Origin of the sequence: Pseudomonas sp. BYT-1 (genome assembly GCF_023611805.1) — a bacterium.
Lineage (GTDB): Bacteria > Pseudomonadota > Gammaproteobacteria > Pseudomonadales > Pseudomonadaceae > Aquipseudomonas > Aquipseudomonas guariconensis.
This window is the reverse complement of the sequence record NZ_CP072559.1, coordinates 3,133,951-3,155,972: the sequence shown is the minus strand read 5'-3', so window position 1 is coordinate 3,155,972 and position 22,022 is coordinate 3,133,951. Positions and strand designations below refer to the sequence as shown.

Sequence of the window (22,022 nt, the reverse complement as noted above, 5' to 3'; positions counted from 1 at the left end):
CTCACGCCTCACTGAGGGTATTCTCGGGGCAGCATTTCCCGAACTGTCCTGATCCAAGGAGCTGTGCGCTGTGTTCAAACATGTCGATGCCTATGCCGGCGACCCGATTCTCTCGCTGATGGAGACCTTCAAGGCCGACCCCCGTGCCGACAAGGTCAACCTGAGTATCGGCCTGTACTACGATGAAGCCGGCGTGGTGCCGCAACTGGGGGCAGTGGGCGAGGTGGAAAAACGCCTGGCCGACCAGCCCCACGAAGCCTCGCTGTACCTGCCGATGGAAGGCTTGGGCAGCTATCGCCAGGCGATTCAGGCGCTGCTGTTCGGTGCCGATCATCCGGCCGTGACCGGCGGGCGCGTGGCCACCGTGCAGACCGTCGGCGGCTCCGGCGCCCTGAAAGTCGGCGCCGACTTCCTCAAGCGCTACTTCCCGCAGTCCGAGGTCTGGGTGAGCAACCCGACCTGGGATAACCACCGCGCGATCTTCGAAGGTGCGGGCTTCAAGGTCCACACCTACCCGTACTTCGACCCGACCACCCGTGGCGTGGACTTCGCCGGCATGCTGGCGTGCCTGCAAGGCCTGGCGCCCAACAGCATCGTCCTGCTGCACCCGTGCTGCCACAACCCCACCGGCGTCGACCTGAACCAGAACCAGTGGCAGCAAGTGGTGGAAGTGGTCAAGGCGCGTCAGCTGATTCCGTTCCTCGATATCGCCTACCAGGGCTTCGGCGAAGGCTTGGTGGAAGACGCCTACGCGATCCGCGAAATGGCCCGTGCCGGCGTGCCGTGCCTGGTCAGCAACTCCTTCTCCAAGATCTTCTCGCTGTACGGCGAGCGGGTAGGGGGGCTGTCGGTGGTCTGCGATGACGAAGCCACCACCGCAAGCGTGCTGGGCCAGCTCAAGGCCACCGTGCGCCGCAACTACTCCAGCCCGCCCTGCCATGGCGCGCAACTGGTGGCCGGCGTGCTGGGCGATGCCGAGCTCAACGCCCAATGGGTGGCTGAGGTCGAGGTGATGCGCAAGCGTATCCTCGACATGCGCCAGGGTCTGGTCGACCTGCTGGGCGAATTGCTGCCGGGCCAGGACTTCCAATTCTTCCTGCGCCAGCGCGGCATGTTCAGCTACACCGGTTTCAGCGTCGCCCAAGTGCGTCGCCTGCGTGACGAGTTCGGCGTCTACCTGATCGACAGTGGTCGGGTGTGCATGTCCGGCCTGCGTCCGGCTAACCTGCGTCGGGTGGCCGAGGCGTTTGCGGCTGTGCAGCAGGGTTGAGACCCTGAAGGGCACCTGCTTGGTGTCCGGTAGGCTGTTCGCCTGAAACAAGGGGCCTTCACGTCAGGCCCCTAGTTCATTCACCTCACCGTCGTTGTTCCGATGGAACCTACTCAGCCGGGCAGCTCCCGCTCGTTGCTCCTGCTCATATAGGGCTCGTCGTTTTACTACACGGTGCGGTCGGTGGTGATGCTCACGGCGAAGTCCTCGTTGAAGCGGCTGCCGTTGGACGAGAACCAAGGGACGCGCCAGCCCATACGCCGGCGAACATAGGATGCCCGATACCGCCGCCATCGACACATCGCGGTGCGCCCAGTGCAGGTTGGCACAATCTCATAAGGTTAATTTGCGTTGTTAGCAATGCAGCCCACGCTTCCAATTCATGGGGGCGGAAGATTTTTAAGTTTTCTATTTTTAGAAAAGTATTTTGAATTTTATTGAATGTGGCGCAAGTGCTTTTCAAGTATTTTGAGCGTTATTGCACGTAATGTTTAGTTGGTAATTCGATGTGTGGGATGTCGCCTGCTAGGTAATGGGAAGATTCGCTAGTTGCGCTCCGGTGTCTGGCGCCTATCATGAAATGGCGTAATTAATTCGAAGGCTTATTGGGGCGTATTCTTCCGATAAGTTTCGAACTCGCCATTTTCCTTGATGGGGCAAAATATGGTGTATGACGTCATAGTTGTAGGGGCGGGAGCTATCGGTGGCTCTATTGCCTATGAACTCTCTACGCGGGGTCTAAATGTGTGCAGGGTCGGCGAGACCGACCGGGTGAATGCTGCATCCAAAGCCGCCGGAGCAATGAATGGGTGTTTTGGCGAGGTGACCAGCGGCCTTCTTGCCAGCGAATATGGACGCCTCAAACTGCGCATGGATCGCCAAGCGCAAGATCTCTGGCCCGCGTGGGCGGAGCGTTTGGCCCGCTCAGCGGGAAATAACCAGCCCTTGTTCACTGCCATTGGCACTCATGTTCTGCTTAACAGTGCAGGGATGGACGAGGTCGACTCCGTCAATTACGAAGTCATTGAACACACCCTTCAGGAGCATGAGGAGCCTTACGAGTCCATCGAGCCCAGTGCCCTGGCGTGGCTTAGCCCCAACCATCTGGTACGCCCACTGCGTGGTTTGTTCATCCCGAACGAACACTCAGTAAACGCCCACCTGCTACTGGAAAAGCTGGATGTCGCATTGCTGGCTGAGGGCGGTACCTTGAGGCGCGAAAACGCCAGGCGAGTGTTGGCCGAAGGTGGGGCCGCCGCTGGAGTCGAACTCAGCAATGGTGAGGTTCTGCGTGGGGAAAAAGTCGTGGTGGCCGCCGGCGTACAATCGTTGGAGTTGCTTAGGGATTTTGATCATTTTGTAAAAAAGATACCGCCGTTGTTCAGTGGATACGGTGTTTCCATTTTGGTGAAGCTGCCTGACCATCTATCCCTACCGGACTCAGTGATACGTACACCTAATCGTGCCTTCGCTTGTGGCTTGCACTGCGTACCCCGAGGCGACGGCGTATTGTACCTAGGGGCTACCAACATTCTTTCCGAAAGGCCGAAGCAACAGGCATTGGTTTCAGACGTTCAGTTCCTGCTCGATTGTGCTGTGGATCAATTGAACCTTGACTTGCATGATGCCGAAATCATATCCATCCAGATTGGGAACCGACCGATTCCTGCCGATGGCTTTCCGTTAATTGGTGAGTGCGGAATGGAGGGTTTGTGGCTGGCGACGGGTACCTATCGTGATGGATTGCACCAATCCCCATTGTTGGCAAGTTACATCGCGGACTACCTCACAGGCGTGCCTAACACCGGCCTGGATTTGAGTGCGTTTAGCCCCGTCCGTGCCCCCCTGGCAGGCCTGGCCCGTGAAGAGACCGTCAAGGAAACGGTCAAACAAATGTTTGCCACCGGCTATGAATATCGCTGGAACGTAAAGCCTTACTGGCTGCCACTGCTCGACAAAGCGTTGTCGGGTAATTATCAGAAGCTAATTTCTGACTTACACCCATCCTACACGCCACCGCCGGAATTGGTTGCGTTTTCTTATCTTTATGAGTCCATGCGGGTAAAACTTTCTCGGTACTATGAGGAATGGTCATGATCCTGGATGAACTAGAGCAGCAAGCAGTGGCTCGTGCGCGGCAGTTGCTTAAGGAGGCAAATGTTTGGGATCTGGATGATGACTTAAATTGTCTGGTCGACCGTTTTCTCATACGTGCCAATAGAAAACGCGCGCTTGATGAGTTCATGGTAGCTGTCAGTGAGCGATGCAATCGTGTCCCCTTGGGACATATTGTCGGGGGGGTGGTGTTTGATGAGTTGCCGCTGGTGGTCGGCAGCGGTGTGTTCATCCCTCGAACCCATAGCACGGTTATCCATAAGTGGCTGAGCGGTGGGCAAGTGGGCAGGGGCGCCCACGTTCTGGACTTGTGTGCCGGAAGCGGCGCGATTGGCTTGGCAATCGCTCGACGCAGGCCCGATTTGGTAGTCACTTGCGTGGAATTTGACGAGGTCGCTCTTCAGTACCTGAATCGCAACGTTGCCCGCATGGCGGTAAAAGGCATAAAGGTCCAAGCCCTGCAGGCAGACATTCGCGATAAATCGGCCTTTTCCCCATTCACCCGTCGGGTAGGACTGATTGTGGCCAACCCACCTTACGTCCCCGAAGGCCTTGAATTGTTGCCAGAGTGGAGCAGTCATCACCCGCAAGCATCGGTCTATTCAGGGGGGGATGGCCTTGACCTCATACGGCAAATTATCAGTTTGGCTGTTGATTTGCTGACGCCTCAAGGGTGGCTGGTCATCGAACATGGTGAGGATCAAGGCCAAGCCGTACGTCAGTTATTTGAGCAACACAGCCTAACGGAGGTTCGGACCATTGTGGATCAGTCAGTGTCCGATAGCACCGGCAGTTCAGTCATGTCCGTTGGTCGTTGGTCCACTGATTTTTGAACAAAGGGAGTTGGGGCAATGGGTACGGATATCGGGCGGGATTGGATGACAATCCGTCGTGACAATACCACTGGCGCACTAGTCACTGCATATGAAGAGGGCCTGACAGGTTTTACCGTTGCCAGCCGGGAGGGCAAACGTGTCACATTACAAGGCGGCGACACGTTCACCGAGTTTGTGTCGTGTTCCTACCTCGGTCTTGAAACTCATCCAGCCTTGATAGAAGCGGCACGTCAAGCCATGGTGGTCGGGGGATTGCATTTATCCTCGTCCCGCAGTGCCATGCGACCGATCTACCTTCCGCAGCTCGAATCTTTGCTAGGTTCCATTTATCAAGGTTGCGGGGTCAGTGTCTTTACTTCGACCAGCAGCGTGCACCTTGGCGTTTTACCCCTGCTTGGCAGCGGCTCATTAAAAGGCTATCCGATTCAGCGGCGCGTGCACTGGCTACTCGACAAGACAGCCCATGCCTCTATGCAGGTGCTTCGAGGGGTTCTCCAGCAGTTCGGTGAAGTTTCCCGGGTGCAGTCTACCGACCCGGAGTCAATGAGGGCTGCGTTGAAACGCTGTATCGAGCGTCAGGAAACCCCGATCTTGTTAATCGACGGAATCGGTTCGATGAGTGGTTTGGTGCCGATAGCAGAGCTCTCTTGCCAGTTGGAACAGGCCGGTGGCTATCTTTATGTGGATGATGCCCATGGCATCTCCATTACCGGCCGGCATGGTGCTGGCTATGCCTTTGACTCGGTAGCACATGTATTGCCGTCAAACATGGTGCTGGCTGGCTCAATGTCCAAAGCGTTTGGTGGGGCCGGCGGGTTTGTTGTGCTGGCCAATCAACGTGATATTGAATCAATACAGACCCTCGCCAACCCACTGATATTTGGCCACTCGATCATGTTGCCCATGCTGGCGGCAAATGTTGCTGCGGCAAAGATCCACCTCAGCGAAGAGATCGCTGTGTTGCAACAGCGCCTGTGGAAAAACGTGCGTCTTTTTGATGTTGTCACCGGTAATCGCATGCTCAATGCGGGTATCCAGTCGCCCGTCAGGGGCGCGCTTTTCGAAACGGAAGAGACGGGTATAAAAGCGGCCAGAATCCTGCGCGCCAACGGCGTGCTGCTATTTCCAGTGTTCTATCCAATCATCGCCAAAGGCAAAGCGATGCTGCGTTTCGCGATATCTGCCGACCACGGTGAAAGCGACATCCGTCAATTAGGAAACGCCTTGAACGAGATCATACAAGCAGGTCTGTGGCCGTCAGGTGATTGAGCAAGTTTCTCAGGGCTGACGATCAAAGGACTGCTATTTCGTGGCGCATTAATAGGGGATTTGAGAATGACAAAACAGGGACGGTTTTCTCCACCCGATACATCAGCTATTTTGCAAACACAGCGTGATCAGTTGGACTCGATCAACAGTCAGATGGTTGATCTATTGAGCGAGCGTATGCGGGTTTGCATGGATATTGCGGAACTCAAGGCTGTGCATGGTATTCCGATGATGCAGCCACAGCGCATTTCCCAGATTCTCGGCCATCTCAAGGAGCAGTCATTGCAGGTCGGCTTGAATTCTGCGTATGTCGAGTCAATTTTCAAGCTTATTATCGAGGAGACGTGTGTACAGGAAGCCCGGCTGATCAGTCAACGCCTGATTCAGGGAAATTAGTCATGAAGATATTGCTGATTGATAACTTTGACTCGTTTACTCAAAATATTGCCCAGTACTTATATGAGTTGACTGGGGTGTGTGTTGATGTGGTGACCAATACAGTCCCCTATAGGGAACTGAACATTGAAAACTACGATGCCGTGGTGCTTTCGCCTGGTCCTGGGCATCCGGGCTCTAGCCTGGATTTCGGTGTGTGTGGCGATGTCATTCTCCAATCGCCGGTCCCCCTGCTTGGGATTTGCCTGGGGCATCAAGGAATTGTGCAATTCCTCGGCGGGACGGTCACTCACGCCCCTAAGCCTGTACATGGTTACCGCAGCCGTATCACCCATATAGGGACAGGACTGTTCCGTGATCTGCCGGAACAGTTCGACGTGGTCCGTTACCACTCATTGGCGTGCACGCACTTGCCAGACGAATTGCACTGCACCGCGTGGACGGATGATGGAGTGATCATGGCAATTGAGCACATCAATCGACCGGTCTGGGGGGTGCAGTTCCATCCTGAGTCCATCGACTCCGAGTATGGACATGCGTTACTTGGTAATTTTGTGCGAATGGCGCTGGAGTACAACAGCATTCATCATTTGCATTCGGGGAGCGGCGTTAGGCGCCAGTCAGCAAAAGACGCCTTTTTCTCTGTCGGTGGCGTGTCGAATATGCAGTTGGTGTATCGAGAGTATCCCGGGACCTTCACACCACTGGCTTTGTTTTCGCAGTGCTATGCCACTGACCGGTATGCTTTCTGGCTCGACAGCGAACACTCGGAAAGACCCAACGCCCGATACTCCATCATGGGCAGCGGCCAGGCTCAGGGAGCCATCCGTCTTGAGTACAGCGTTAACCATGAGCGCCTTACCCTGGAGGGCCCCAAAGGGCGTCTTCAGGTAGAAGGCGATTGTTTCACGTTGATCGACCAGATCATCGAATCGGTGCAATTGACAATGCCACAGGACCTGCCATTTACCTTCAAGGGTGGTTTCGTAGGATACCTGGGTTATGAGTTGAAAGCATTGGTGGGCGGACGCAAAGCCTATTGTTCGGAGTATCCTGACGCCAGCTTCATTTTCGCACCGCATTTCTTCGTCTTCGACCACCACTGCCAAAAACTGTACGAGTGTCTAATCGGGGAAGTTGGCCAACGGCTCGAATGGCCGCGATTGCCCCCAGCTTTGTTGCCTGAGGAGCGGATTGCAAGTGAACATCAGCCGTTCGTGCCAGGGGCAGTGAATGAACTCGAGCTGCTCCTTGAAGATGATCCACAGGATTATATCCGTAAGATCGAGCGGTCGCTGCAATACATTATTGATGGTGAATCCTATGAAATATGTCTGACCAATCGGGCCAGGATGGCTTATCACGGTGCACCGCTCAATGCTTACCAGAGGATGCGCGAGGCGAGCCCCGTACCCTATGGCGCGTACTTGATGTTTGACCAGTTCTCGATATTAAGCGCCTCACCTGAAACCTTCCTCAGTATTGACGACAGCGGTCTGATTGAGTCCCGGCCAATCAAGGGAACGCGCGCACGAGGCAACGACGTCGATGAGGATCTACGATTGCGCGAAGATTTGGCTGTCTCAGCCAAGGATCGCGCTGAAAACCTGATGATTGTCGATTTGGTTCGTCATGATTTGAATCATGTCTGCCGTCCAGGCAGCGTGCATGTTCCGGACATTTTCTCGGTCGAAAGTTTTTCCTCTGTGCATCAGCTGGTTTCGACAGTACGCGGGCAGTTGGCGCCTGGTGTATCAACTGTCGAAGCTATCAGGGCCTGTTTCCCTGGGGGGTCGATGACCGGCGCTCCGAAAAAACGCACCATGGAAATCATTGATACTTTGGAAACATCGGCTCGGGGCGTTTACGCCGGGGCACTGGGCTGGATTTCGTTTAGTGGTGGAGCGGAGTTGAGTGTCGTCATTCGTACGGCAGTTTTAAAAAATCACCAGGCTGAGTTTGGTATCGGCGGCGCCATCGTCGCGCATTCCGATCCGCACCAGGAACTCGAAGAGATCCTGGTGAAGGCCAGTGTCCCTTATTACAGCTTTGTCGCCGGGAGCGAACAATGAAGGACAACACAGTTGTCGTGCTAGGGGGCGCCGGCCTCGTGGGTTCGTTTATCTGTCGTGTTCTCAACCCGTACGGTTACCACACCAAAGTACTGGATTGTCGTCCTGGCGGCGTTGGGAATGAGTACTACGAAGTGGATGTGAACGACGCATTCAGCAACAGCGGACATATATTCCGCGGTACGATGGCCGTGGTTTTTGCGTTGCCTGAACGTGTGGCAATCCGTGCCATTCCCTGGGTCCTTCAGGCGGTTTCCTCAGACGTTGTATTTATGCCCTCCTGCTCGGTACAAAGTCCTTTCTACAACGCCTTGAAAGTTTTGTCTCCCCACCAACAGTTCATCGGCATTAACCCGATGTTTTCGCCCAACCTCTCGGTCCAGGGGCGGACGGTGGCTATCTGTATGGAGGACAACAACGCATCGGTAACCTTCATTGAACAACACCTGGCAGAGGCAGGTATGAAGACCCGGCGCATGACGCCTGCTGCCCATGACGAATTGATGGCGCTTTGTCAGTCGTTACCTCATGCCGCCATTCTTGGGTTCGGCATGGCCTTGGTGCAGTCTTCGGTGGACTTGGCGCTCGTCGAGGAAGTCATGCCGCCTCCAATGCGTACCATGATGGCGCTGCTGTCTCGCCTTCTGGTCAACTCACCGGAGTTGTACTGGGACATACAGCTGGAAAATGATCAAGCTTGTCGCCATCGCGAGGCACTGGTTCAAGGCGTGGAGCGCTTGATGAACAATGTCGGAAGTCGAGACTACGAATGTTTCAAAGGTGATTTGCAAGTTATTTCTAACGCTTTGGGCAAACGTCTTGATACCGGGGCCGTGGACTGTCAACAGATTTTTTCTCTGCTGAGCTGAAACGTCGCGTCCGAAACTAATGGGACTTCGCTTTAAGTGAACATCACAGCGAGTGTGCGTGTCTGTGATTTTCTGCCTGATTACGGAACTCTTTAAATGTCATCGATAACTGAAGTAAGGCAGCCAGGGCCTCGGTCCAATCGCTGGCTGGGTCTGGCGGTATTGATGTTGCCGGTATTACTGGTGACGGTGGATAACACCGTCCTGGGTTTCGCGCTGCCGAAGATTGCCGAGGCGCTTCACCCCACTGCCAGCCAGCAATTATGGATGATTGATGCCTACTCGTTGGTGCTGGCCGGGTTGCTGGTATCCATGGGCAGCCTGGGAGACCGGATAGGTCATCGTAAACTGCTGCTGGTCGGGTCCCTGGGTTTTGCCATCACGTCCATCATGACCGCCTACTCCAGCAGTGCCGTGCAGTTGATTGGCGGGCGGGCTTGTATGGGGATCTTTGGTGCCATGCTGATGCCTTCGACACTGGCATTGATCCGGTCGGTCTTCGAGGACCGGGAAGAGCGGCGCCTGGCTGTCGCCATCTGGGCAACCACCTTGACGGTGGGTTCGGCGCTCGGCCCTTTGATTGGTGGCGTGCTGCTGGAGTTTTTCAGTTGGGGGGCGATCTTCCTGCTGGCGGTGCCGATACTGATGCCGCTGCTGATCCTCGGGCCATGGTTGTTGCCCGAGTCAGAACCTGATGCGTCCGGTCCCCTTGATCCTTTGAGTATCCTGCAGTCAATGGTTGCCCTGGGGGCGCTGGTCTATGGCATCAAGCACGTAGCCGGCGAAGGCGTGAACAGTCTGGCTATGACAGCCTTTGTCGTCGGCGCGGCAAGTGGCTGGCTGTTTGTGCGGCGTCAACTGCGGCTGCCGGTTCCCGTGATGGACCTGGCGCTATTTCGCAACAAGACGTTCAGCGGTTCTGTCGTCATCAACCTGATGAGTTTGGCCTTCCTGATCGGCTTTGTCTTTTTCGCCACGCAGTTCTTGCAAATCGTTTTGCGTATGTCTGCGCTCAATGCCAGCTTGGCATTGGTGCCTGGACAAGTCTTGGCGATTATCGTAGGGATGCTGGTGGTACCCGTTGTTCAACGGGTACCGGTGCCTGTGTTGGTGCCCGTACTGCTAGCGTTTACCGGTGCCGCGTTTTTACTGGTTGCCAGTCTTGGCGCTAGCCTGACGGTCGTGGTAGTCGCCTTTGCCTTATTGAATATTGGCGTGGGAGCAATTGCCACGGTGTCCAATGACGTGATTCTGTCGGCTGCCCCGCCCGCCAAGGCGGGAGCGGCATCGGCGATCAGCGAAACGGCCTATGAAGTGGGGGTGGTGCTGGGGACGGCGGTATTGGGAGGTTTGGTTACCGCCCACTATCGCGGAGCTCTAGATTTGCCGGCGTTTCTCACGCCGATACAAGAGCACCTCGCCAGCGAAACATTGGCCGGCGCCCATGCCGTAGCGGCGGCACTGACAGGCGATCAGGCCAGCGAGTTGATGAGCATCGCCGTGAATGCCTTTGAAGGAGGCATTGGCTTGATGTCATGGGTGACATTCGCCCTGGCTGTGATGGCCATTGTCATTGCTCGCTGGACGCTGAGAGTGAGTTAGGATCCTGGCCTTGGTCGTGCGCCTGCTTGAGCGCCGCGATGTGCGCTATCGAATGCAGCTCGGCGCTGTTGATGAGCGCCTCGGCGCAATGCCTTTCGAGCAGGCCGGTACCAGAGAATCGGCATGAGATGATAACCGGACAGCGATGGGCCGTATTCCCGCGATTGTTTTTCGACGTGCAACCGTCGACGTTTGGCGGGTGATGCCGCGTTTCGGAGAATTCCTACCTGATAGGTGCAACCGTCTGTAGGGCGGGGCTATGCAAGTGCAACCCAATCAGCGCACAATCGCGCCCCTCTTTTCGGTTGAGGTGTGCGAAGCCTTCTGTTTCGCCGCTCTCAGCCTGTTGCAGTCTTGCGAGTGGAGTTGCACCCGGAATGAATGAGCAGGCCCCAAGCGTTGAACAACGCTTCGAAGAATCGACCCCAGCCACCCTCGGCAGCTGGTCGCGACAAGACACCACCTGGATGCTGGGCCTGTTCGGCACGGCAATCGGCGCCGGAACCTTGTTCCTGCCGATCAACGCCGGCCTTGGCGGCTTCTGGCCGCTGCTTATCCTGGCCGTACTGGCCTTCCCGATGACCTATTACGCTCACCGCGGACTGACCCGTTTCGTGCTCTCCGGGCGCAGCGGCGGCGACATCACCGAGGTGGTCGAAGAGCACTTCGGCATCAAAGCCGGCGCGCTGATCACCGTTCTGTACTTCTTCGCCATCTTCCCGATCCTGCTCATCTACAGCGTCGCTCTGACCAACACCGTCAGCAGCTTCATGGAGCACCAGCTGCACATGACTCCGCCACCGCGGGCGCTGTTGTCGTTCCTGCTGATCTTCGGCTTGCTGCTGATCGTGCGCTGCGGCGAACAGGCGACGGTCAAGGTCATGAGCCTGCTGGTCTACCCATTCATCGTCGCCCTGGCGCTGCTGGCCCTGTACCTGGTACCGCACTGGAATGGCGGCATCCTCGACAGCGCAGGCCAACTGCCGTCGGGTTCGGCCTTCCTGCATACGATGTGGTTGGCGATCCCGGTGATGGTGTTCTCTTTCAACCACTCGCCGATCATTTCAGCCTTTGCGGTCGACCAGAAACGCCGCTACGGCGAGCACGCCGACGAGCGCAGCGGGCAGATCCTGGCGCGCGCTCACCTGCTGATGGTGGCGATGGTGCTGTTCTTCGTCTTCAGCTGCGTGCTGACCCTCAGCAGTGCCCAGCTCGCCGAGGCCAAGGCACAGAACCTGTCGATCCTGTCGTACCTGGCCAACCATTTCAGTAACCCGGCCATTGCCTTCGCCGCGCCGTTGATCGCTTTCATCGCCATCGCCAAATCCTTCCTGGGCCACTACATCGGCGCCAGCGAGGGTCTCAAGGGCATCATCGGCAAGGCTGGCCTGCGCCCAGGTGCCAAGGCCATGGACCGTGTGGTCGCTGCGCTGATGCTGGTGGTGTGCTGGGTCGTCGCGACCCTCAACCCAAGCATCCTGGGCATGATCGAGTCCCTTGGCGGCCCGATCATCGCTGCGCTGCTGTTCCTGATGCCGATGTACGCCATCCGCCGTGTGCCGGCGATGCGCAAGTACAGTGGAGCAATGTCCAACGTCTTCGTCGTGGTGCTGGGCCTGGTGGCCATGTCCTCGGTGGTCTATTCGGTGGTCGATAGCCTGCTGGGCTGACCTGCCGACACTGTATAAAGAGAAAGGCCCGGATGGTTTGTCGCCATTTGGGTCTTTTTATTGTCCACAAAAAAATCCTGGAATTAGAACAATTTAACTTTTCCGATAGGCACTTGCGCGCCTTCATGCTTAACTCAGTGTCCTTTCAAAACCCCGCATAAGGATCTCGTCATGGCTCAAGTGACTCTCAAAGGCAACCCGGTACAGGTCAAAGGCAATCTGCCGCAAGTCGGCGCCCAAGCACCGGCGTTTTCCCTGGTCGGTGAAGGCCTGGCCGACACCTCGCTGCAGAACTTCGCTGGCAAGCGCAAGGTGCTGAACATCTTCCCGAGCGTCGACACCCCGACTTGCGCCACCTCCGTGCGCAAATTCAATGCCCAGGCCAACGACGTGGCCAACACCGTGGTGCTGTGCATTTCTGCCGACCTGCCGTTCGCCCAGGCGCGTTTCTGCGGTGCCGAAGGCCTGGAGAACGTGAAGAACCTGTCGACCCTGCGTGGTCGAGAGTTCCTCGAGAACTACGGCGTGGCCATCGCCGACGGCCCGCTGGCCGGCCTGGCTGCCCGTGCAGTGGTGGTGCTGGATGAAAACGACAAGGTCCTGCACAGCGAATTGGTTGGCGAAATCGCTGACGAGCCTAACTACGACGCGGCGCTGGCCGTGCTGAAGTAAACAGGCCGGGGGCTGTGTGCCCCAGCGGTCACACGTTGTAACGGCCTGGAGCGATCTCCAGGCCGTTTTCATTTAAAGTTCAGCATCTTGGCAACGTAAGCCGAAGGTAAATGCCTGGTAAAGGTCCTTTGCTAATACGGTGTCAGTGCTTATCGTTCATCCTCCCCAGTCGTCATTTCCTGAACAAGGTTCGTTCAACCCATGCAATCTTCCGTTTCTCGTTCCCCGCGTCGCTGGCTCGTCGGCCTGCTGATCCTGCTGCTGGTGGCCCTCCTGGCCTGGTGGCTGTGGCCTGCAGCTACGCCTGATACGGCGAAGCCGGGCGGACGGCCCGGCAAAGGCATGGGCATGGGCATGGGGCGTCCGGGCTTCGGTGGTTCCACCGATCCGGTACCGGTGCGTGTGGAGCCCGTGCATGTCGGCGATTTCCCGCTGTACTACAAGGCTTTGGGCACTGTGACGGCAACCAATACCGTCAACGTCCGTAGCCGGGTGGCCGGTGAGCTGGTCAAGATTCACTTCAAGGAAGGCCAGCAGGTCAAGGCCGGCGATCTGCTCGCTGAAATCGACCCGCGTCCTTACCGCATCGCCCTGCAGCAGGCAGAAGGCACCCTGGCGCAGAACCAGGCCCAGCTGAAGAACGCCCAGGTCGATCTGGCCCGTTATAAAGGCCTGTATGCCGAAGACAGCATCGCAAAGCAGACCTTGGACACTGCCCAGGCCCAGGTCGCGCAGTTCCAGGGGTTGGTCAAGACCAACCAGGCGCAGGTCAACGATGCTCGCTTAAACCTGGACTTCACCCAGATCCGCGCCCCCATCAGTGGCCGGGTAGGCCTGCGCCAGCTGGACTTGGGTAACCTGGTGGCCGCCAACGACACCACCGCCCTGGTGGTGATCACCCAGACCGAGCCGATCAGCGTGGCCTTTACCTTGCCCGAGACCGAGCTTTCCACCGTGCTCGAGCGCTACCGCAGCGGCGCGACCCTGCCAGTCGAGGCCTGGGACCGCAGCGACAGCAAGCTGCAGTCCACCGGTGTGCTGGGCAGTCTGGACAACCAGATAGACACCACCACTGGCACCCTGAAGTTCAAGGCCCGCTTCGATAACAAGGACCAGGCCCTGTTCCCCAATCAGTTCGTCAACGTGCGCCTGTTGGCCGATACCCTCAAACAGGTGCTGCTGGCCCCATCCGCAGCCATCCAGTTTGGCAATGACGGCACCTTCGCCTATGTGGTCAACGCCCAGAGCACGGTCAATATCCGCAAGCTCAAGGTCGGCCCCAGCGACGGTGAGCAGAGCGTAGTGCTCGAAGGCCTGGCCGCCGGTGATCGCCTGGTGCTCGAGGGCACCGACCGTCTGCGCGAAGGCAGCAAGGTGGAGGTCGTCCAAGACAGCTCTCAGGTGCCGACCACTCCCGGGCAGCATCTGCAAGGCCAGGACGCCAAGGGCTCGGCCCAGGCTGGTGAGTCGAGCAAGGCGGGCGCATGAACCTCTCGCGCCTGTTCATCCTCCGCCCGGTCGCCACCACGCTGAGCATGCTGGCCATCGTCCTGGCCGGCCTGATCGCCTACAAGCTGTTGCCGGTCTCGGCCTTGCCCCAGGTCGATTACCCGACCATCCGGGTCATGACCCTGTATCCCGGCGCCAGCCCCCAGGTCATGACCAGCGCAGTCACGGCCCCCCTGGAGCGTCAGTTCGGTCAGATGCCAGGCCTGACGCAAATGGCCTCCACCAGCTCCGGCGGGGCCTCGGTGCTGACCCTGCGCTTCAACCTCGACATGAACATGGATGTCGCCGAGCAACAGGTCCAGGCGGCGATCAACGCGGCCAACAACCTGTTGCCCAGCGATCTGCCGGCGCCACCGGTGTACAACAAGGTCAACCCGGCCGATACCCCGGTGCTGACCCTGGCCATTTCCTCCAAGACCATGCCACTGCCCAAGCTCAACGACCTGGTCGATACCCGGGTGGCGCAGAAGATCGCCCAGATCAGCGGGGTGGGCATGGTCAGCATCGCCGGCGGTCAGCGTCAGGCGGTGCGTATCAAGGTCAATGTCGATGCCTTGGCGGCCAACGGCCTGAACCTGGACGACGTGCGCACTCTGATCGGCGCCTCCAACGTCAACCAGCCCAAGGGCAACTTCGACGGCCCGACGCGGGTGTCGATGCTCGACGCCAACGACCAACTGCGCTCACCCGAGGAGTACGCCAACCTCATCCTGGCCTACAACAACGGCGCGCCCTTGCGTCTGAAAGATGTCGCCGAGATCGTCGACGGCGCCGAGAACGAGCGCCTCGCAGCCTGGGCCAACGAGAACCAGGCGGTGCTGCTGAACATCCAGCGTCAGCCGGGTGCCAACGTCATCGAAGTGGTCGACCTGATCAAGGAAATGCTGCCCTCGATCACCGATAACTTGCCGGCCGGCCTGGATGTCACCGTTCTCACCGACCGTACCCAGACCATTCGTGCCGCCGTCAAGGACGTGCAGCACGAACTGTTGATCGCCATCGCACTCGTGGTGATGGTCACGTTCGTGTTCCTGCGCCGTTTCAGCGCCACCCTTATCCCGTCGATTGCCGTGCCGCTGTCTTTGATCGGCACCTTCGGCGTGATGTACCTGGCCGGTTTTTCGGTCAACAACCTCACATTGATGGCCCTGACCATTGCCACCGGCTTTGTGGTGGACGATGCGATCGTGATGCTGGAGAACATCTCCCGGCATATCGAAGAGGGTGAGACGCCGATGCAGGCGGCGCTCAAAGGTGCCCGTCAGATCGGTTTCACCTTGGTCTCGCTGACGTTCTCGCTGATCGCGGTGCTGATCCCGCTGCTGTTTATGGCTGACGTGGTCGGCCGGCTGTTCCGCGAGTTCGCCATCACCTTGGCGGTGGCGATCCTGATTTCCCTGGTGGTGTCCCTGACCCTGACCCCGATGATGTGCGCTCGGCTGCTCAAGCGTGAGCCCAAGGATGAAGAGCAGGGGCGCTTCTACCGTGCCAGTGGCGCCTGGATCGACTGGCTGATCGAACGCTACGGCCGAGGCCTGCAATGGGTGCTCAGGCACCAGCCGCTGACCTTGCTAGTGGCGGTGGCAAGCCTGGTGCTGACGGTGTTGCTGTACGTCATCGTGCCCAAAGGGTTCTTCCCGGCGCAGGATACCGGCGTGATCCAGGGGATCTCCGAAGCGCCCCAGTCCACCTCGTTCGCCGCCATGAGCGAGCGCCAGCAGGCGCTGAGCCAGGTGATCCTCAAGGACCCGGCGGTCCAGAGCCTCTCGTCCTACATCGGCGTGGATGGGGACAACGCCACGCTCAACAGCGGTCGCTTGCTGATCAACCTCAAGCCACACGGCGAGCGGGATGTCACTGCCAGCGAGGTCATCGACCGCCTGCAGCCGCAGGTCGACAAGCTGGTGGGGATCCGCCTGTTCATGCAGCCCGTGCAGGACTTGAGCATCGAAGACCGGGTCAGCCGTACGCAATACCAGTTCAGCCTCTCTTCGCCCGACGCCGACCTGCTCGCCGAGTGGAGTGGCAAGTTGGTCCAGGCCCTGCAGCAGCGGCCTGAGCTACAGGATGTGGCCAGCGACCTGCAGGACAAGGGCCTGCAGGTGTACCTGGTGATCGATCGCGACATGGCCAGCCGCCTGGGCATCAGCGTGTCGCAGATCACCAACGCCCTGTACGACGCTTTCGGTCAGCGGCAGATTTCCACCATCTATACCCAGGCCAGTCAGTACCGCGTCGTGCTGCAGTCGCAGACCGCCTCGACCATTGGCCCGCAGGCACTGGAGTCGATCCACGTCAAGGCCACCGATGGTGGCCAGGTACGTCTGTCGGCCCTGGCAAGGATCGAGCAGCGTCAGGCGCAGCTGGCGATCTCCCATATCGGTCAGTTCCCGGCCGTGATGATGTCGTTCAACCTGGCCCATGGCGCGTCCCTGGGCGAAGCGGTCAAGGTCATCGAGCAGGTACAGCAGGAAATCGGGATGCCCCTGGGCGTACAGACTCGCTTCCAGGGTGCCGCCGAAGCTTTCCAGGCGTCGTTGTCGAGCACATTGCTGCTGATTCTTGCAGCGGTGGTCACCATGTATATCGTGTTGGGCGTGCTCTATGAGAGTTACATCCACCCGGTGACGATTCTCTCGACCCTGCCGTCGGCGGCGGTCGGTGCCTTGCTGGCCTTGATCCTGAGCGGCAACGACCTGGGGATGATCGCCATCATCGGCATCATCCTGCTGATCGGTATCGTCAAGAAGAACGCCATCATGATGATCGACTTCGCCCTGGAGGCCGAGCGCAACCAGGGCATGGCCCCGCGCGATGCCATCTACCAGGCGGCGCTGTTGCGTTTCCGGCCGATCCTCATGACCACCCTGGCAGCGCTGTTCGGTGCCGTGCCCTTGATGCTTGCCACCGGTTCCGGCGCCGAGCTGCGCCAGCCCCTGGGCCTGGTGATGGTGGGTGGGCTGCTGGTCAGCCAGGTGCTGACGCTGTTCACCACGCCGGTCATCTACCTGTATTTCGACCGTCTGGCCCGCCGCTTTGGCAAGCAGGGTTTGACGCAGGAGGCAGCATGATCGGCGGCGACGCTCTTTCTCCTAGCGTGCAGCTCGTGGCTTGGAGCTTCCAATGAACCTGTCCGGCCCGTTCATTCGCCGGCCTGTGGCGACCATGCTACTGAGCCTGGCGATCATGCTCTTGGGGGGCGTGAGCTTCGGCTTGCTGCCGGTGTCTCCATTGCCGCAGATGGACTTTCCCGTGATCGTGGTGCAGGCCAACTTGCCGGGGGCCAGCCCTGAGGTGATGGCGGCCACCGTGGCCACGCCGCTGGAGCGCAAGCTTGGCAGCATCGCCGGGGTCACTACGCTGACCAGCAGCTCCAACCAGGGCTCGACCCGGGTGATCATCGGTTTTGACATGGGACGCGACATCGACGGTGCGGCGCGCGAGGTGCAGGCTGCGATCAACGCCACCCGCAACCTGCTGCCCAGCGGTATGCGCAGCATGCCCACCTACAAGAAGATCAACCCCTCCCAGGCACCGATCATGGTGCTGTCGCTGACCTCCGAGGTCCTGTCCAAAGGCCAGCTCTACGACATGGCCGACACCATCCTCGCCCAGAGCCTGGCCCAGGTCAGCGGGGTAGGGGAAGTGCAGATCGGCGGCAGCTCGCTGCCGGCGGTGCGCATCTCGGTGGAACCCCAGTTGCTCAACCAGTACGGCTTGTCCCTCGATGAAGTGCGCACCGCGGTGGCCAATGCCAACCAGCGCCGGCCCATGGGCTTCGTCGAAGATGCCGAGCGCAACTGGCAGGTGCGTGCCAACGACCAGCTGGAAACAGCCAAGGACTACGAGCCGCTGGTGATCCGCCAGCAGGACGGCGCAATCCTGCGCTTGTCCGATGTGGCGAGCATCACCGACGGCGTCGAGAACCGCTACAACAGTGGCTTTTTCAATGATCAGGCCGCGGTGCTGCTGGTGGTCAACCGCCAGACCGGCGCCAACATCATCCAGACCGTCGACGAGATCAAGGCACAGTTGCCAGCCTTGCAGTCGCTGCTGCCGGCAAGCGTCAAGCTCAACGTGGCCATGGACCGCTCGCCGGTGATCAAGGCCACCTTGAAGGAAGCCGAGCACACCCTGCTGATCGCGGTGGTGCTGGTGATCCTGGTGGTGTATCTGTTCCTGGGCAATGTCCGTGCGTCGTTGATTCCCAGTCTGGCCGTGCCGGTCTCGCTGGTGGGCACCTTCGCGATCATGTACCTGTGCGGGTTCTCTTTGAACAACCTGTCGTTGATGGCGTTGATCCTTGCCACGGGGTTGGTGGTGGACGATGCCATCGTGGTGCTGGAGAACATCTCCCGCCATATCGAGGATGGCCAGCCGCCCATGCGCGCGGCCTACCTCGGCGCCAAGGAGGTGGGCTTCACCCTGCTGTCGATGAACGTCTCGCTGGTGGCGGTGTTCGTTTCCATCCTGTTCATGGGCGGCATCGTGCGGGGGCTGTTCCAGGAGTTTTCCATCACCCTGGCCGCGGCGATCCTGGTGTCGCTGCTAGTGTCGCTGACCCTCACCCCCATGCTTTGCTCGCGCTGGCTCAAACCCCACGCCCAGGAACAGAACCGCCTGCAGCGCTGGAGTGACCAATTGCACCAGCGCATGGTGGCGGCCTACGACCACAGCCTGGGTTGGGCGCTGCGTCACAAGCGGCTCACGCTGATCAGCCTGCTGGTGACCATCGGTGTCAACATCGCCCTGTACGTGGTGGTGCCCAAGACGCTCATGCCCCAGCAGGACACCGGGCAGTTGCAGGGCTTCATCCGTGGCGACGATGGCCTGTCGTTCAGCGTGATGCAGCCGAAGATGGAAATCTACCGCCGCGCCTTGCTGGCCGACCCGGCGGTAGAGAGCGTGGCAGGCTTCATTGGCGGCAACAGTGGGACCAACAATGCCTTCGTGCTGGTGCGCCTCAAGCCCATCGGCGAGCGCAAGCTGTCGGCCCAGCAGGTGATCGAACGCCTGCGCAAGGAAATGCCCAAGGTGCCCGGTGGCCGGTTGTTCCTGATGGCCGACCAGGATTTGCAGCTGGGCGGAGGCGGGCGTGACCAATCCACCTCGCAGTACCTCTATACCCTGCAAAGTGGCGACTTGAGCGCCTTGCGCGAGTGGTTTCCGAAGGTGGTCGCAGCCCTGCGCGCCTTGCCCGAGCTGACGGCCATCGATGCCCGTGACGGCGCCGGTACCCAGCAGGTGACGCTGGTGGTGGACCGCGACCAGGCCAAGCGCTTGGGGATCGACATGGAGATGGTCACCACGGTGCTGAACAACGCCTACAGCCAGCGGCAGATCTCGACCATCTACGACAGCCTCAACCAGTACCAAGTGGTGCTGGAGATCAACCCAAAGTACGCCTGGGACCCGAGCACCCTGGAACAGGTCCAGGTGATCACCGCCGACGGTGCGCGTGTGCCGTTGTCGAGTTTCGCCCGCTACGAGAACAGTCTGGCCAATGACCGTGTCAGCCACGAAGGGCAGTTCGCTTCCGAAGCCATCGCCTTCGACGTCGCCGAAGGCTACAGCCCCGACCAGGCCATGGCCGCGGTGGAGCGCACGGTGGCCAAGCTCGGCCTGCCGGAGGAAGTGATCGCCAAGCTTGGCGGTACCGCCGATGCCTTCGCCAAGACCACCCAGGGCCAGCCGCTGATGATCCTCGGCGCCCTGGTGCTGGTGTATCTGGTGCTGGGTATCCTCTATGAAAGCTACATCCATCCGCTGACCATTCTTTCCACCTTGCCTTCGGCCGGGGTGGGCGCCTTGCTGGCGCTGTACGCCACCGGGGGCGAGTTCAGCCTGATCTCGCTGTTGGGCTTGTTCCTGCTGATCGGGGTGGTGAAGAAGAACGCCATCCTGATGATCGACCTGGCCCTGCAACTGGAGCGCAACGATGGCCTGAGCCCGGAGGAGTCCATCCGCCGAGCGTGCCTGCTGCGCCTGCGCCCGATCCTGATGACCACGCTGGCCGCCATCCTCGGCGCGCTGCCGCTGCTGCTCAGCCGTGCCGAGGGCGCCGAAATGCGCCAGCCCCTGGGCCTGACGATCATCGGTGGCCTGGTGTTCAGCCAGGTTCTGACCCTCTACACCACGCCTGTGGTCTACCTGTACCTCGACCGCCTGCGCCATCGGTTCAACCGCTGGCGTGGCGTGCGCACCGACGCCGCACTGGATACCCCGCTATGAACTTTGCCCAGACCCCACTTCACCACGCCCTGAAGCTGCTCACCCGTGGGCGCGGCTCGCGCCTGGTCGGCGCCGGGCTTTGCGTGGCGCTGCTCAGCGCCTGTACCCTGAGCCCGGACTATCACCGCCCGGAAACCGCCACGTCAGCGCAGTTCAAGCAGGCCGAGGGCTGGACCCAGGCCAACCCCTCCGATGCGATTGCCCGCGGCGCCTGGTGGGAGATTTACGGCGATGCAGAGCTCAATGCCCTGGTCGAGGAACTCAACCGCAACAACCAGACCGTTGCCCAATACGAGGCCCAGTACCGTCAGGCCCAGGCCTTGGTGCGTAGCAGCCGGGGCGCGTTGTTCCCAAGCCTGGACCTTTCCGTGGGCAAGACCCGTTCGGCCCAGGGCACCGGTAGTAGCAGTTCGAGCCTGTCGAACAACAGCAGCGGCATCCGCAACACCTATAACGCCCAGCTTGGCGTGAGCTGGGAGATCGACCTTTGGGGCAAGTTGCGCGAGACGCTCAATGCCAATGAGGCCAGTGCCCAGGCCAGTCTCGCGGACCTGGCGGCGATCCGCCTTAGCCTGCAGTCGGAGCTGGTGCAGAACTACCTGCAGCTGCGTGTGATCGATGAGCAGAAGCGCTTGCTGGAGGCCACCGTGGCCGCCTATGCACGTTCGCTGCGAATGAACGAAAACCAGTACCGCGCTGGGGTTGCCGGGCCCGATGCCGTGGCGCAGGCGCGCACCCAGCTCAAGAGCACCGAGGCTGACCTGATCGATCTGGCCTGGCAGCGCGCGCAGTACGAAAATGCCATCGCTGTGCTGCTGGGCAAGGCGCCGGCGGACTTCGCCCTGGCCGATAGCGAACGCATCCCGGCCTTGCCGCAGATCCCTGTGTCGCTGCCTTCGCAACTGCTCGAGCGCCGCCCCGACATCGCCTCGGCCGAGCGCAACGTGATGGCCGCCAACGCCAACATCGGCGTGGCGCGCTCGGCGTACTTCCCGGATTTGAGCCTGAGCATGAGCGGTGGGTACTCCAGCAGCAGCTTCAGCAACTGGATCGAGCTGCCCAACCGCTACTGGTCGGTGGGGCCTTCGCTGGCCATGACCCTGTTCGACGCCGGTCGGCGCAGTGCCGAGGTGGATCGCACCGTGGCGGTATACGACCAGACCGTGGCCCAGTACCGGCAAACCGTGCTCGATGGCTTCAAAGAGGTCGAGAACTATCTGGTTCAGCTCAAGGTGTATGGGGACGAAGCCGTGGTACGCCAGGAAGCGCTGGATGCTGCCCGTGAATCGCTGCGCCTGACCGAAAACCAGTACCGTGCCGGACTGATCGGCTACCTGGATGTCGTCAACGTCCAAACCACCGCGCTCAGCAACGAACGCAGTGTGTTGACTTTGCTTCAGGGCAGGCTGGTCGCCAGCGTGCAGTTGATTGCCGCGTTGGGCGGTGGCTGGGATGCCCAGCAAGCGTTTGCCGAGGCGGATTAGTTTCGCTAGCGGTCGGTAAAGCTGCGC

The 22,022-nt window shown here is 59.6% G+C and carries 15 protein-coding genes; 14 read left to right on the top strand and 1 reads right to left on the bottom strand.

Translation table 11 applies throughout. The annotated features are described in order from the left end of the window. The first annotated feature begins 70 nt into the window (after window positions 1-70). On the top strand, window positions 71-1,270 hold the full coding sequence (locus J5X93_RS14675) for an amino acid aminotransferase (RefSeq protein WP_182943103.1): 1,200 nt from the start codon (window positions 71-73) through the stop codon (window positions 1,268-1,270). Between the two features lie 167 nt (window positions 1,271-1,437). On the opposite strand, the gene J5X93_RS28585 is transcribed toward J5X93_RS14675, so the two are convergent. Continuing rightward, window positions 1,438-1,527 carry a hypothetical protein gene (locus J5X93_RS28585; protein ID WP_372240754.1) on the bottom strand — a complete coding sequence of 30 codons (90 nt, stop codon included), beginning with the start codon at window positions 1,525-1,527 and terminating at the stop codon, window positions 1,438-1,440. Window positions 1,528-1,933: 406 nt separating this feature from the next. Between J5X93_RS28585 and J5X93_RS14665 the strand changes: the two genes are divergently transcribed. The 13 genes from J5X93_RS14665 to J5X93_RS14605 all read left to right on the top strand — a co-directional run bounded on the left by J5X93_RS14665 (window position 1,934) and on the right by J5X93_RS14605 (window position 21,995). Next, window positions 1,934-3,367 (top strand): NAD(P)/FAD-dependent oxidoreductase, encoded by a 1,434-nt coding sequence (locus J5X93_RS14665; protein WP_182943105.1) that lies wholly within the window; start codon window positions 1,934-1,936, stop codon window positions 3,365-3,367. Further along, window positions 3,364-4,218: a HemK/PrmC family methyltransferase gene (locus J5X93_RS14660; protein WP_182943107.1), complete on the top strand. Its 855-nt coding sequence runs from the start codon at window positions 3,364-3,366 to the stop codon at window positions 4,216-4,218. Before J5X93_RS14665 ends, J5X93_RS14660 begins: the two co-directional genes overlap by 4 nt. An 18-nt stretch (window positions 4,219-4,236) precedes the next feature. Continuing rightward, on the top strand, window positions 4,237-5,490 hold the full coding sequence (locus tag J5X93_RS14655) for an aminotransferase class I/II-fold pyridoxal phosphate-dependent enzyme (RefSeq protein WP_182943109.1): 1,254 nt from the start codon (window positions 4,237-4,239) through the stop codon (window positions 5,488-5,490). Window positions 5,491-5,556: 66 nt separating this feature from the next. Continuing rightward, complete coding sequence (locus J5X93_RS14650) at window positions 5,557-5,886, top strand: chorismate mutase (RefSeq protein WP_182943111.1); 330 nt, start codon at window positions 5,557-5,559, stop codon at window positions 5,884-5,886. 2 nt (window positions 5,887-5,888) lie between these two features. Further along, a complete protein-coding gene (gene pabB / locus J5X93_RS14645) occupies window positions 5,889-7,958 on the top strand; it encodes an aminodeoxychorismate synthase component I (RefSeq protein WP_250033597.1) in 2,070 nt (689 codons plus the stop codon). Next, window positions 7,955-8,827, top strand: a complete 873-nt coding sequence (locus J5X93_RS14640) for a prephenate dehydrogenase dimerization domain-containing protein (protein ID WP_182943113.1) — start codon at window positions 7,955-7,957, stop codon at window positions 8,825-8,827. Before pabB ends, J5X93_RS14640 begins: the two co-directional genes overlap by 4 nt. A gap of 165 nt (window positions 8,828-8,992) precedes the next feature. Continuing rightward, a complete protein-coding gene (locus tag J5X93_RS14635) occupies window positions 8,993-10,429 on the top strand; it encodes an MFS transporter (protein ID WP_148921538.1) in 1,437 nt (478 codons plus the stop codon). Between the two features lie 377 nt (window positions 10,430-10,806). Further along, entirely contained in the window at window positions 10,807-12,099 is a 1,293-nt protein-coding gene (locus J5X93_RS14630) for a serine/threonine transporter (protein ID WP_043214245.1), read from the top strand. 171 nt (window positions 12,100-12,270) lie between these two features. Beyond that, window positions 12,271-12,771: a thiol peroxidase gene (gene tpx / locus J5X93_RS14625; protein WP_043214248.1), complete on the top strand. Its 501-nt coding sequence runs from the start codon at window positions 12,271-12,273 to the stop codon at window positions 12,769-12,771. 201 nt (window positions 12,772-12,972) lie between these two features. Further along, window positions 12,973-14,259, top strand: a complete 1,287-nt coding sequence (locus J5X93_RS14620; RefSeq protein ID WP_043214250.1) for an MdtA/MuxA family multidrug efflux RND transporter periplasmic adaptor subunit — start codon at window positions 12,973-12,975, stop codon at window positions 14,257-14,259. Then, a complete protein-coding gene (locus tag J5X93_RS14615; RefSeq protein WP_043214252.1) occupies window positions 14,256-17,351 on the top strand; it encodes an MdtB/MuxB family multidrug efflux RND transporter permease subunit in 3,096 nt (1,031 codons plus the stop codon). Before J5X93_RS14620 ends, J5X93_RS14615 begins: the two co-directional genes overlap by 4 nt. Before the next feature lie 52 nt (window positions 17,352-17,403). Next, window positions 17,404-20,511 carry an efflux RND transporter permease subunit gene (locus J5X93_RS14610; RefSeq protein ID WP_090346531.1) on the top strand — a complete coding sequence of 1,036 codons (3,108 nt, stop codon included), beginning with the start codon at window positions 17,404-17,406 and terminating at the stop codon, window positions 20,509-20,511. Next, window positions 20,508-21,995, top strand: coding sequence for an efflux transporter outer membrane subunit (locus J5X93_RS14605; protein ID WP_182943115.1), 1,488 nt, complete (start codon window positions 20,508-20,510; stop codon window positions 21,993-21,995). The genes J5X93_RS14610 and J5X93_RS14605 overlap by 4 nt, the downstream gene beginning before the upstream one ends. The last annotated feature ends 27 nt before the right edge of the window (window positions 21,996-22,022 follow it).